General features: G+C 40.6%; 10 protein-coding genes. 3 read left to right on the top strand and 7 right to left on the bottom strand.

Annotated elements, in window-relative coordinates; translation table 11 throughout:
* Nucleotides 1–87: 87 nt before the first annotated feature.
* Nucleotides 88–2,223, top strand: coding sequence for a TonB-dependent siderophore receptor (locus RF53_RS14605; RefSeq protein WP_039038106.1), 2,136 nt, complete (start codon nucleotides 88–90; stop codon nucleotides 2,221–2,223).
* A 29-nt stretch (nucleotides 2,224–2,252) separates the two neighbouring features.
* Here the strand turns inward: RF53_RS14605 and RF53_RS14600 are convergent, their stop codons facing one another.
* The 7 genes from RF53_RS14600 to RF53_RS14570 form a co-directional block, all read right to left on the bottom strand.
* Entirely contained in the window at nucleotides 2,253–3,332 is a 1,080-nt protein-coding gene (locus tag RF53_RS14600) for a mechanosensitive ion channel family protein (protein WP_039038105.1), read from the bottom strand.
* 102 nt (nucleotides 3,333–3,434) lie between these two features.
* A complete protein-coding gene (locus RF53_RS14595; protein WP_039038104.1) occupies nucleotides 3,435–3,836 on the bottom strand; it encodes a DUF6691 family protein in 402 nt (133 codons plus the stop codon).
* 3 nt (nucleotides 3,837–3,839) lie between these two features.
* Complete coding sequence (locus tag RF53_RS14590) at nucleotides 3,840–4,253, bottom strand: YeeE/YedE family protein (protein ID WP_039038103.1); 414 nt, start codon at nucleotides 4,251–4,253, stop codon at nucleotides 3,840–3,842.
* Nucleotide 4,254: 1 nt separating this feature from the next.
* Nucleotides 4,255–5,514, bottom strand: coding sequence for an OmpP1/FadL family transporter (locus RF53_RS14585; protein WP_039038102.1), 1,260 nt, complete (start codon nucleotides 5,512–5,514; stop codon nucleotides 4,255–4,257).
* A gap of 224 nt (nucleotides 5,515–5,738) precedes the next feature.
* Entirely contained in the window at nucleotides 5,739–7,169 is a 1,431-nt protein-coding gene (locus RF53_RS14580; RefSeq protein WP_039038101.1) for a sugar porter family MFS transporter, read from the bottom strand.
* A gap of 36 nt (nucleotides 7,170–7,205) precedes the next feature.
* Nucleotides 7,206–8,300: a FecR family protein gene (locus RF53_RS14575; protein ID WP_052242906.1), complete on the bottom strand. Its 1,095-nt coding sequence runs from the start codon at nucleotides 8,298–8,300 to the stop codon at nucleotides 7,206–7,208.
* Nucleotides 8,293–8,865 carry an RNA polymerase sigma factor gene (locus RF53_RS14570; protein WP_033025389.1) on the bottom strand — a complete coding sequence of 191 codons (573 nt, stop codon included), beginning with the start codon at nucleotides 8,863–8,865 and terminating at the stop codon, nucleotides 8,293–8,295. Before RF53_RS14570 ends, RF53_RS14575 begins: the two co-directional genes overlap by 8 nt.
* A gap of 355 nt (nucleotides 8,866–9,220) precedes the next feature.
* Here RF53_RS14570 and RF53_RS14565 point away from each other — a divergent pair, with 355 nt between their 5' ends.
* Complete coding sequence (locus RF53_RS14565) at nucleotides 9,221–12,514, top strand: TonB-dependent receptor (protein ID WP_082014447.1); 3,294 nt, start codon at nucleotides 9,221–9,223, stop codon at nucleotides 12,512–12,514.
* Nucleotides 12,515–12,585: 71 nt separating this feature from the next.
* Nucleotides 12,586–14,142, top strand: coding sequence for a tryptophan halogenase family protein (locus tag RF53_RS14560; protein ID WP_039038100.1), 1,557 nt, complete (start codon nucleotides 12,586–12,588; stop codon nucleotides 14,140–14,142).
* Nucleotides 14,143–14,155 lie beyond the last annotated feature (13 nt).

The following is a 14,155-nucleotide window of genomic DNA, read 5'->3' as shown; positions in this document are numbered from 1 at the left end:
GGATGAATATGAAATTATTTACATTGCACATATTAATGATAGTCGTTATCATTCGCGTTGTTTTGTAATCGTCTTTTCTGGATCAACATGTTTAACCAAAAATATTTGGCGCTCAGTATTGCTGCGTCTTTTTCTGCTTTTTCTAATGTAGCATTTGCCGAGCAAAATAACGAAATTGAAACAATTGAAGTAACAGGCCGTGCTCAGCAGTTTTACCTAGAAACCGAAAGTAAAATTGGGACTAAAACGGATTTAGATCTTATTAAATTACCGCAATCTGCGCAGGTATTAACCGAGCAACTTATTATAGACCAAGCTGCGCGCGACATTACCGATTTATACCGTTCAATAGCAGGGGTAAGTGAGTACAGTTATTCGGGTGTAACTTTTCGTGGTTTTAGAGACGAAGCCAATGTATTTTACGATGGCGTACGTGGCGATCCTTACTCGGGCTTTGGTGTACCCCAATTATTTAATGTAGCGCGTGTAGAAGTATTAAAAGGCCCAGCCTCTGCGTTATATGGTGGTGGTGAGCCAGGCGGTATGATCAACTATGTGACTAAAAAGCCCTCGTACACGCAAAGCAAAGAGCTAAAGCTAACGCTTGGCAATTACAACACACGTGGTGCATCACTTGATATGACCGGCGGTTTAACCGACACCATGGCGTATCGTGTAGGTGGTTATTACGAGGAGCAAGACAGCTTTCGTAATAATGCAGATTCAAAAAACAGTGAGTTTACCGGTGGTTTATTATTTGATTTAACAGATTCAACCACACTAACCACAAGTGTTGACTACATCAAACAAGACTTAGGCGGTAACCGTTTACGTGGTGTACCGGTAGGTGATAACGGTAATTTTTTAGTTGACCCAAGTTACAACGCAAACGAAGCATTTGACTACCAAGACATGGAAGCGTTAGTGCTGCAAGCCGAGCTAAAGCATTACTTTAATGATGATTTTTCGGTAAGTAGCACACTTCGTTACATGGATAACGAACGCGACCAAGCCTACCATGAGTCGCAAAGCTGGGTAGATGTAAACGGCGATGGTGAAGCCAACATTGATGACGAAACCATTAAACGCGAATACCGAAAGCAATACCGCGCCAACGAAGAAACAAGCTTAACCACCGACTTTGTTTATAGCTTTGAGCAAGGCCAATTAGCGCACCAAGTATTGTTTGGTGGCGACTACCACATAGTCGATACCGAGTACGATTACTTACGCGCCCGTTATGAAGCAGACGGTGTGGCTAACTTAAAAATATTTGACTTAAATTACGGCGAAACCGACCCAAGTACTTATAACCTGACAGACATGAACCGCGATGGTGTTGATACTGACCGTTTTGGCCTATACGTACAAGATGTTGTAAGCATTAACGAGCAATGGACCGTGATTGCCGGCCTGCGCTATGACCATTTTAAAGAGCTAAACAAAGAAACCGGTTACAGTTACTCAGATAACGATATAACACCGCGCGTGGCTGTTACATACCAACCTGTTGAAAACACATCGGTATACATAAATTACTCAGAAAGCTTTAACCCCGCATCATCAGGCGATCAAGAAGATGTAGAGGGCGAGGGCAACTTAACCCCAGAAACCGGTAAACAAACCGAGATTGGTATTAAAAACCAATGGCTTAATAGCAAAATTATGAGCACCTTTGCTATTTACCAAATTAATAAAGAAAACGTAGTAATGAGTAACCCAGACGACACTGGCGCGGGTGACGGCATTGCAGCGCTTTTAAATATAGGTGAGGTAGAAAGCCGTGGGTTTGAAACAACGCTGGTGGGCGATTTAACCGAGCACTGGACGCTAACTGCTAACTACGCATATAACGATACACTGGTTGTTGAGGGTGTAACGGGCGATACTATTTCAAGCACCTACGGTGATGGCTCTCGTTTTGCTAATGCCCCGCGCCACCAAGCTGGTTTATGGTCGCGTTTTGCGCTTGATAGCATCGACTCGTCTATAGCATTTGGCGCAAATTACGTAAGCGAGCAAATAAGCCAAGATGGCCAAAAAGTTAAACCTTTTACTGTATTTGATATGAGCTGGACTACCCGCTTTGATGATGTGTTATTAAGCGTAAATATTAATAATATATTTGATAAAGAATATGCAGTAAGTGGCTTTAGTGAGCGTAACGGCCACTTCCCGGGCAGCCCACGTGAAATAGTAGGCCAAGTAACCTATAAATTTTAAAGTAAATTAAGCGCGAGCTTATCTCGCGCTTAATTTTTATCACTATTAAAATTAGCGGCTTCTTGCGCTGTGTTAATAGCTGTAATAGGAAAGGGGATCACAATACCTTCTTGGTTATAGCGTTTGTGCAGCGCTTTAATAAAAGCAGATTTAACCCAAAACCGATTAAAGTACTCTTTTGCGCGCAGCATTACGGTAAAATTAATACTTGAGTTATCAAAGGTGTGATACACCACAAAGGTATTGTAATCATCAACGCCCCACTCATGGTCAATCAGTACTTGTCGCGCAACTTCAAGCGTTACTTGCTCTACAAATTCTAGGTCTGAGCTGTAATGTACGCTTACATCTACAGGTACACTCAGCTCTTTTTCGGGGTAAAAGTAATTAATAATACGCGATTTAGAAAGCTGACTATTAGGAATAATAATCATATTATTTGGCAGCATTTTAACCCACGTAGAGCGCCAACCAATTTTTTCTACAAAGCCTTGCTCCTTTGACTCAAGCTCAATAAAATCCCCGACCCGTATGGGTTTATCTATAACAAGCTGCACGCCCGAAAAAAAGTTTTCAAGGGTGGGTTGTAAGGCAAGTGCCACCGCCAATGACGTAATACCAAGAGATGCAATAATAGGTGTAATTGAAATACCCAATGTGCCTAATAAAACCAACAACCCTACTGAAAACAATGTAACGCGAATAACCCCCTTAATAATACTTTGAGAATTGAATATAACGGCAGATTGTTTAGCGTAGTGATTAACCGTGCCAATAATAAAGTGATTTAAAAAGAAAATAAGTGCAAGTAAAGCTAATACAATATTGATGCTGTTGAACGGAATTCGGTTCGCTAACTCGGGGTCAATAACGAATGTATCGTGCTCCAAAATGGTGATTAGCACAATAAATGTGCAAAGTGTGAGTGGTTTAGATATTGAATCAAGAAGTAGGGTATCGAAGGTAAAAGTGGTTTTTGATGTCCACTTTTTTAACCAATACATTATAAAAAAACGAATAAAAAACAAGAGTATAGTTATGAGTAAAAGGTAAGCTGCTGTACTCAACCAAGGGGTGTTGTTAATAACGTCAAGCGTATTTTTGAGCATAACTTAAACCTAATAAATATATTTATATTTATTACAGCAAGTTATGTACCTATGTTTAGAATAAAAAAGGTGTATTGCCGAGACAAGCTCGGCAATAGAGGATTATATTTTTTTGGCCAACCACATTCCACCCAGTACCGAGGCAAAAAACAGCCAAAACTCCATTTTGAGTGACACTAACTGAACCAAGCCTGGGCCTGGGCAAATACCACTCAATCCCCACCCTAAACCAAACAAAACAGAGCCCGTAATTAATCTACGATCTACATTTTTTAGATTACTCAGGCTAAATGTTTCACCAAAAAATGGGCTGTCTTTTTTAGAAACCCAAAACCACGCCAACATCATTATTCCCATGGCTACCGCCATTACAATAATTAAACTGCCATCCCAGTTCTCGCCAAAGGTTAAAAAATTGAGTACTTTATCAGGGTTAGTCATTCCACTAATAATAAGACCTAAGCCGAAAATAAAGCCTAAAAACACCGATGTAATTGCTTTCATGTTTTATCCAATTAAGTTAGCAGTGATAACGGCAACAAGCATAAACACACATGTTGAAACCCAAGAGCGAGTAGAAAAACGCGACATACCACACACGCCATGCCCGCTTGTACAACCATTTGCAAGTGAGGTACCTACACCCACTAAAAGTCCCGCTACAATAATTAACCAAGAAGGTATATTTAAATCGCCCTCTAATAATTCAGGTGCAATAAATGAGGTAGCAACGCCTGCAATTAGTAAGCCTGCAATAAAGCATACTTTCCATACATTATCGGGTTTTAATGGGGTGAACAGCGATTTAACTAATCCTGAAATACCGGCTACTTTGCCAAATAAAACCAGTAATAGTGCGCAGGCTATACCTATTAAAGCACCGCCTAAAGCGGCTGAAATGGGCGTAAATTCGGTTACCATTTTAAATTCCCCAAACAATAGATACACCAACACCAGACTGTTGCATTTCAATTGATAATTGTTGGTTAGGCGCTAAAAAATTTGCACCCGATACTTTTTTAGCTGGCGAGTAAAAAGCCATAGCGTTTAATTGTACTTTTTCGCTAACTTTATGACTAAAACCCGTTGTAAAATGCCACTCTTGTACACCCGGCGCTAAAATATTAAATAACACCTCAGACGATGGAATAGGCTGTTGCGTGTATGAAACACCAAAGCGAATTTTTTGTTTTGCAGTGCGCTGCCACTGATAGCCTAATTTATATATATCCATATCTTCCCAGCCAAACCCAGCACCTGCGCTTGCACCTAAAGGTGCAGACATTAAGTTACTCATTGGATTGGCAATGCTTTTAACTTCACTGTAGTTTATTTTTTGCCAATCAAATACAACCTGGTTTGTAGGCGTTAACTTATAAGCGGCACCAATTTGAATCGAGCTTGGTAAATCAAAGCCACCGTTTTCTGCGAATAAACCTTTATAGCTATCAAACTCATCCATAGACACCGATGATCGGTAACTGGCACCCCAGCTAAACGATGTGCCTACGGTTTGAGTTATACCCACTTGTACACCTAAACCTGTGCTGGTGTCGGTGCCATTATTTGTAAGCGCTTGGGGCGATTGCGAAAAAGGCGCAAAGTTTCCAAGGCCTGTCGCTTTAAACTGTTGCACAACATAAATAGGTGAAACCCCCACTTTTGTTTGCTCATTTAACTGGTAGTTAATAGTTGGGCTAATAAACATCTGCTTTAAATCAACGCCAGTCGTGCCAGCATAAAATGCGCCTTCGGGTTCTGACTCGGCGTTGTAGTCGGTGTTCATGCCGCCATTGCCGTAAACTAATAAGCCAATATTTATTTTGTCATTGAGCTGGTGGCCAATGGCAAATTCAGGAATGGCAAATAACGTGTTATCACTTTTTTGGGTTTTTGCTTCAAGATAAAGCGCATTAGGATAAAACGTATCTACAGATGAAGCTGTGTATTTTCTATCAGGTGAAAATAACTCTAACCCAACTGAAATTTCAGTGTCATTTACATTAAAGCTAGCAGGATTATTTGCACCCGACATCAATTCTTCCGATAGCGCAACACCTGCACCTGCCATGCCTTTGTGGGTCATGCCATAACCATGAGTAAAATACCCATTGGTAGCAAGTACGTTAAAAGAACCTAGGGTAAAGGTTAGGGCCAAACCAGATACTAACTTATTTTTCATTTTGACAGACATACGTAGTTGGAAAAGGCGGACAATAGCTAATTTTCTATATTCAAAAAAGGAATTTAAATCGATTACTTATAGTAAAAAAGAATATTAAGGGTGGGTAGTGAATTCAATATTTAGCGCAGTAACTTCTTAATCCTTGCATACAACTGTTGAATCAATCATTTAACTAAAAAACACAAAGCGGTGAGAGGGTTCACCGCTTTTTATTGGGCTAATTACATAGACTCAAGTGTTTTACCTCGGGTCTCTTTAATGTATTTAACAACAAAAAATATACTAATAAGTGCCGATAACGCATAAAAGCCGTACGCACCTGCAAGGCCAATATTAGCCAGCATAATAGGGAAGGTCATGGTAATGGCAAAGTTAGCAATCCACTGTGCGCTTGCAGCAACAGCAAGCGCTGCGCCGCGAATACGGTTATTAAACATCTCGCCTAATAACACCCACACAACCGGGCCCCAACTTAAACCAAAAAATACCACAAATAAGTTAGCCATAATAAGCGCAAATGTACCCATGTTATCGCTAAGTGCAAGCTTGCCTGCTTCATCAAGGCCTGCGCTGCCAAATATATAAGTAAGCGCACTTAAGCTAATAAACATACCCACACTGCCCACAAGTAAAAGTGGTTTCCGACCAATTTTGTCAACAAGGGCAATAGCAATAAAGGTCGATACAATATTAGTAGTACCCGCTAATACATTTATAAATAGCGATTGCGACTCGTCAAACCCAGCAGCTTGCCAAAGCTCAGAGCCGTAATAAAATACCACGTTAATACCTACAAATTGCTGAAATACACTCAGCGCAACACCCGCCCAAACAATTGGGTGTACTTTTTTACTGCCATCAATAAATAAATCACGAATACTCGGCTTTTTATCGCTATGCAAAGAGCTTTTAACATCGCTTATTTGCGCATCAGCACTGTCGTTCGAAATTTTACTAAATACCGTTTTTGCATCGTCTACTTTACCTTGCGCCACTAAATAACGAGGCGACTCAGGAATAAACAACACACCCACTAAAAACAGTATTGCAGGCACAAGCTCAACCCAAAACATCCAGCGCCAAGCGGCTATATCAAGCATTAAAATGTTTTGCGCACTACCTGCTGCATCAGCAATTAAATAGTTACTTAAAAACGCAGCAAACAAGCCCAATACAATAGCGAGTTGTTGAAGTGTAGCTAAACGACCACGAAGTGCGGGTGGTGCAACCTCTGCAATATAAGCCGGCGCCAATACCGATGCAGCACCAATACCTAAGCCACCAAATAAGCGGTAAAAAATAAACTCGGCCGAGCTTTCGCTAATGCCTGAGCCAAACGCACTAATAGCAAAAATAATCGCGGTGATGATCATAATGGCACGGCGACCAAATTTATCAGCCAGTGGCCCCGCAGCAAGTGCCCCCACGGCGCACCCTAATAATACCGAGGCAACATTAAATCCCGTAGCCACACTGCTTGAATTAAAAGCATTACCGAGTGCCGACACCGTGCCGTTAATAACGCCCGAGTCAAAACCAAATAAAAAGCCACCAATAGCAGCCACGGCCGATATAAAAATTACATAAAAAAGAGAGCATGTGCCCAATGTGTGGGCCGAGCTATTACTGCTCGGCGAGATAGGTGATGTCATAATTGTGTGTCCTGGTTTTTATTATTGTGTACTTTACTAAATTGAGACGTGTGGTGCAGCGTATTTTAGGCGAATTTTATCAGGGCTAACTCTCTCATAATCAATATTAAAATTATTGTTTAATACTTCTAATAGTCCTTTAATATCGCCCGTTTTGAACATGCCAGCTACTTGTACTTGTTTGAGACGGTCATCTTCTGAAAGCTCAAAATCTATATTTGTATAGCGGCTGATTTCAGCCATGGCTTCAGCAAGTGATTCACCTCTAAATATTAAGCTACCTTTGCGCCAAGATAATCTAGCGGCTACATCCATAGGATCAACTTTTTCGACCGCTTTAGCAATTTTACCTTTAAAGCTTAAATCAAGTTTTTCTCCCTTTGACACGGAAGTTGAACTATTTGATAAATACTGTCCTTGTTTATTAGTCCCCAGGGAAAGGTTGGGTAACGATTCGGCTTTTTGCTCTGCAACAAGGACTTTGCCATCTGTCACAATGAGTTCTATTTGCTTTTGACCTACTTCTACATTGAATGCAGTACCAACAGCCTGAATAACTTTATCACCAGCGATAACACTTAAAGGACGCGTTTTATCGTGAGCTACGTCTATATGAATTTCGCCACGCAGTAAATTTATTACGCGAGAGTGTTGGGTATACCTCACTTGAACGAAGCTATTTGTGTTTAAGGTGATTTTGCTTTTATCAGAAAGCAGTATGTCCTTACTTTCACCTACGTCGGTTTGAAAATTAAGTTGTTTAGCAACCACTGCTGACTGATTAACTGGGTAAAAAAATGAAAAGTTAAACGCTTCTTGAAAAAGGCTAAGTGCAACCGCTAATAAAATAGAAGCAGCAGTTGCACCCAACCACATAGGGAGACGTTTTTGTTTTACTGGTGTTTGTGGAAATAAATCTGACAAACGACTGAGATCGTCCATTTTATCCCACAGCTTTGCTACCTCAAGTAACACTTCTACATTTTTATAAGATTGTGCTAACCATTGCTTTAGCGCTTGCTCTTCAGATTTAGTCAATCCACGATCAAGTTTAGCCAGCCACTCACTGGCTTCATCAAGGCGCGAATCGTCGCTAGTGTTACGCTCGTTTATGTGATGAATATTAGTCATTCCTACCTCCTGCATTTAGCTGGGAAGAAGTATTTGGTTGCTCATAAACACTTTTTTTAGATTGACGCATAAATTGCGTACAACGTTTCATGCCTGTTGCTATATGTTTTTCCACGGTACTTTCACTAAGGTTTAATTGAGCAGCAATTTCTCGCTGCGAATAACCATACACTTTTTTTAATACAAACACTTTGCGGCACTGCACGGGTAAAAGCCGTATGGCTTCACAAAAATTAGAAAACTCACTATCGGTTAGTGCTTTTTCATACATTTCGTCTTGCTGATGCTCCGCTAAGAGTTGCTCTAACGCTTCCATGTTGTCGATCCCATCGACTAGGCGTATATTGGCTTGCTTTTGGTAATCGAGCGCTAAATTTCGCGCCGTTTTATAAATAAAAGATTTTGGTGAGCTTATGTTTTCAGTGTTTTTAATCTGACAAATTCGCACATAAGTTTCTTGCACTATATCTTCAATTTCATGTGGCGGCACTATGCGTGCAACTACATTTGAGAGACTTTTGCGCGAGGCCAAATAGACCTTATAAAAAAGTGTGTCTTTCGTCATTTAGTGTGTGTCTCGTGTGTGTGTTTACGGCAATTATTGTTATTGCTTTGCCACTACAAACTAAGACGAATGGTAAGAAAAAATCCGCCATTAAACTTAAAAAATAAATCAGCATTTTATTTTTTAAATTTAATGTTCATTAACCGCACGGGGCATAAAGCTTGTAATGTAAAGGCGAAGTGTACTACAGTTTTTTTCATTACAAATACCTCACCAGGTACTGATTATTCATTTTAAAAACTTTAACTTTTTAATTAATAAGTAAAAAATGGCAATTTGGACTGTATTTTTAATCGTTTAAAAATACAAGTAAAAACGCTAACAATAAAAATAATCAAGGCAAAAACAAATTAGCATGGCAAGTCAAAAAAATAATTTATTTAAAAAAAATAAAAAATATTTATGGAGGAAAATAAAAAGTCACTCGTCTTTGTTCAGTGTATGGCCAAAAACTATACACAAGGAATATGTGCATTTGCCGCTTTGTTTACCAATTTATGTGCTGGTTTTTAGCTTATTCACCACCGAGGTAAAAGCGAGCCCTGTAAACGATAAAGCAGTGTTTAATATTCCTAGACAAAGGGCCGATTTATCGCTAATAAATTTTGCCGAGCAAGCCGATATTACTTTGCTTTTTCCGCTGGATAAAATTCAGCAGTTACAAACAAATACTATTGCTGGCGAGTATTCAATAATAAACGCATTACAGATTTTACTCGATGGCACAGGTTTGCAACCGCATGTTAGCGAAGATGGGCAAATATCTATTTTAATAGATCCAAGCTTCGAGAGAACTGACAACATGGCTAACTATAAAAAAAATGGCGTGTCGAGTGCTGTACTAGCTGTACTAAGCACAATGGCAACGCTCCCTGCAGTAGCAGAGACAGCAGCACAAGAACCAGAAATAATTGAAGTACGCGGAATTAGAGGCTCGCTTGGCCGAGCTATGGATGCCAAAAGAGAAGCGGGTGGCGTGGTTGACTCCATTTCAGCTGAAGATATTGGTAAATTTCCTGACACAAATTTAGCTGAGTCTTTACAGCGTATTACAGGGGTTTCAATAGACCGTTCAGGCGGTGAAGGGCAGCTCATTACAGTACGTGGTTTTGGCCCTCAGTTTAATACAGTGCTTGTAAATGGACGCCAAATGGCCTCTGAAAATCAAAGCCGTGCCTTTAGTTTTGATACCATTGCATCAGAGCTGGTTAAAAGCTTAGACGTATTTAAAACCTCAACAGCCACAAAGCAGTCAGGTGGTATTGGTTCAACAGTCAATGTAAATACAGCGCGCCCATTTGCTATTAATGGCTTTAAAGTTGCGGGCAGTGTTAAGGGTATTTACGATGAAAATAGTGAAGAAACTACACCTGAGATATCTGGGTTAATCAGCAATACGTTTAATGATGACACACTGGGTGTGTTATTTGCTGTTTCTCGCCAAGAGCGCGAAACACGCTTAAACCAAGCGCAGGTAGATGGCTGGTTAGAAAATGTAGGCGTCCCAAACCCGCAAACTCAAAGCGGGCAAGCATACACCGGTAATATTTTTTCGCCGCGTAACTATGATCATAAAGTTACTACAGAAACACGTACACGTACTAATGCAAATTTAGTTATACAGTATGCACCCTCAGATGATTTAGTCATAACAGCTGATGGGCTTTATTCTGATTTCGATGTAGAAGCAGACACCACGTCATACGGGCATTGGTTTACAGCGCCAAACATAGAAGGCTTTGGCGGGGCTGCAGGCCCAACCGTAGACGAAAATGGTACTGTGGTTGATTTATATCAAGAGGTAGGCCTTGCTACTGATATGCACGCTAAAAAGTTTGATCGCTTAACAAGCTCTAGCGCATTAGGTTTAAACTTTGATTGGCATGTAAACGATAATTTAAATATGAAATTTGATTTAAGCCACTCAAAGGCTGAGCGTGAGGCTAATAACGGTGGTGGCGATCAGCTGTCCTTGATTGGCTATGCTAACCGAGTTCGATTTGAAGTAGATGGCGGCATACTACCTTACGCAAGTGAGTTTGCCTCTGCTAATCCCAATATTTACAGCGGTCAGCAAGAGCTTGACGGTGTTGCCTATAACCCTGCTGTTACGCCCGATGGCGTATCAAACCATTTAGATACCGCCAATAGCCGAGCACATGTAATGCTACGCCGTGGTTGGGCTGTAGAAGATACCGTGGATCAATTTCGCTGGGATAATATTTGGTATAACGATGGCACCTCTGGCCTAGTTTCGGTCAAATTTGGCGCTATGTATTCAACAGAAACTAAAAACCTTGATCGTTGGGACAACGAAGGTGTTGGTATTCACTGTACTTTTTGTGGTTACCCGGATGATCCAAGTATGGATGGCTTAGCGCAATTCGTATTTGACGCAGGGGATGACTTTTTAGGTGATGTAAGCGGCAGCGGTCGAATGCCAACGTCATGGCTTGCACACGATGGCGAGGCAAATTTTGCTTACCTTGAGCAAATAGCTGCGGCGAATGGTCAGCCTATTAGTTTTGACGCAGTTAAACGTAATAAGTCGTTTGAGATCACTGAAGATACGTTCTCGTTTTATACAGAGTTCGACTTTGAAGCTGAACTTGCAGGCATGCCTTTATACGCAACAGCGGGCTTTAGATACGAAAGCACTGATGTAAAAGTAAAGGGCACAGATGAGCCGGTTAGTGCATTAACCATTTTAGATAAAACAGAAATGCTCGCTAACTTTGGCGGTGTAGAAAATATTTCAGCAAGTTCAGATTACGAAGCGATTTTGCCTAACTTCAGTGTAAAGCTTGAAATAAGTGATGAGATAATAGCACGTGCTGCGGTATCACAAACAATTACACGGCCAACACTCGACAGTATGTCGCCTGTAACAGTAATTGAAACAACTCGCCAAGGCGGCAATTTAACATCGAGTTCTGGTAACCCAGCGCTTGAGCCATTTACCTCTGATAACTTAGATTTATCGTTGGAGTGGTATTACGCTGATGCCAGTTATTTATCTGCGGGTTACTTTAGAAAAAATGTTGCTAACTTCATTATTAATACGACCGAAGACTTAACCTTTGAATTGTCTGGCGGCGGATTGTTAACTGACCCCTCTACAGGTAACGATGTAGACAACCCTGATGCTGCCGACTCTACGGCTGTATTCACTAATACATTACCAAATAATAGCGAATCGGCGATTGTTGATGGCTGGGAAGTCGCCTTACAACATAGTTTTGATAGTGGCTTTGGTTTTATGGTTAATGCAACATTTGTAGACAGCGATGCAGAGTTAGACTCTGCAGATATAACTCAAGTTTTTGCATTAACAGGCTTAAGCGACTCTTATAATGTGGTTGGCTTTTATGAGAATGGACCATTTCAAGCGCGTTTAGCCTATAACTGGCGCGATAGCTTTGTTCAGTCACTTACACAGCTAAATGGTGATGGTGTAACCATTGTGGAAGATTACGCACAACTTGATGCTAGCGGCAGCTATGACATTACCGAAAATGTATCGGTATTTTTTGAAGGTATTAACTTAACCGAAGAATATGTGCACAAACGTGGTCGTTTTTCTAATCAATTATTGTTGGTTGAAGATAGCGGAAGACGTTTTGCGTTAGGTATTCGCGGTAGTTTTTAACTTTAATCAATAAAGTGGCTTTTACATTTAGTAATAGCCACTTTTTAACCATGCCTTTATAGGTAACAAGTATGAACCAGCAAAATAAAAAAATAAAAACAGTGGTTGTCGTTGGTGGTGGTATAGCGGGCTGGCTAACAGCCGGACGATTAGCGGCGCACCACAAAAGTAATACCCCGGATGGCCTTAATGTTGTTCTCGTTGAGTCTCCAAATGTACCAATTATAGGTGTTGGGGAAGGTACTTGGCCTACCATGCGCATTACATTAATAGCACTTGGTATTAGCGAAACTGATTTTATACGCGAGTGTGAAGCAAGCTTTAAGCAAGGAGCAAAATTTGCCAAGTGGGTGGATGGCTCCGAGGATGATTTTTATTATCACCCATTAGTTTTGCCACAGGGCTTTTCAAAAACAGATATGGCAGGGCATTGGTTAAATAATGCCGCTGAGTCCACGTCTTTTTCAAATGCAGTGTGTTACCAAGAAGCTATTTGTGAGCAAGGGCTTGCCCCTAAAACTATTCGCACACCAGAATACGCAGCTATAGCCAACTATGCCTACCACTTAGACTCGGCAAAATTTGCCGTTTTTTTACAAAAGCATTGTACGGAGCAGCTTGGCGTTAAACATATTTTGGCTGATGTAACACAGGTTAATAGTGCTAAAAATGGCGATATTGCAAGCGTTACCACAAAGCAACAAGGTAAAATTAGCGGTGATTTATTTGTTGATTGCACCGGCTTTTCATCATTGTTATTAGGCGAGCATTATAGGGTTCCTTTTATGCCTTGCGATGATGTGCTATTTATTGATACCGCCTTAGCAGTGCAAGTCCCTTATGATAATGAAAATGAGCGTATTGCATCCCACACAATCTCAACAGCGCAAGAAGCAGGTTGGATATGGGATATAGGGTTACAACACCGCCGTGGTGTAGGTTACGTGTATTCGAGTAAATATAGTAGCGAAGCTGAAGCACGAGAAAAGCTCAAAGCGTATGTTGGCGATAAAATAGAGTCGTTAACAATTAGAAAAATCCCTATTAAAAGCGGCCACCGCTCACACTTTTGGCAGAACAACTGTGTTGCGGTTGGGCTTTCAGCTGGTTTTTTAGAGCCGCTTGAAGCCTCTGCATTGGTATTAGTAGAAATGTCAGCGCAAATGATAAGCGAACAACTCCCCCAGACCCGCGATATTATGGATATTACCGCCAAACGCTTTAACGAGACGTTTACCTATAGGTGGGAAAAAATAATCGACTTTTTAAAACTGCATTATATTTTATCAAACCGTGACGATAACGCATTTTGGCGTGATAACAGAGACCCAAAAACGATTCCTCAAAGCTTACAAGATCTAATGAAGTTGTGGCAATACCGCGCTCCTGCTGATCACGACTTTACAAGTAATAATGAGGTGTTTCCAGCGGCCAGTTATCAATATGTTTTATACGGCATGGGCTTTAAAAGTGATTACAGCACAACTGCCTATATGCTTAAAGACACTGTTTTCGCTAAAAGTCAGTTTGATAAAAATAAGAGCATGATAAACCAAGCAGTCACTAACTTACCTAGTAACCGAGAGCTGCTTAATAAAATTAAGCACCATGGTTTTAGTGCTATCTAGCTTAAAAAATTAC

It is taken from the genome of Pseudoalteromonas sp. ECSMB14103, from assembly GCF_000813065.1.
Taxonomy (GTDB): Bacteria; Pseudomonadota; Gammaproteobacteria; order Enterobacterales; family Alteromonadaceae; genus Pseudoalteromonas; species Pseudoalteromonas marina.
The sequence above is the reverse complement of the archived record's forward strand: the minus strand, read 5'-3'. Positions and strand labels throughout refer to the sequence as shown.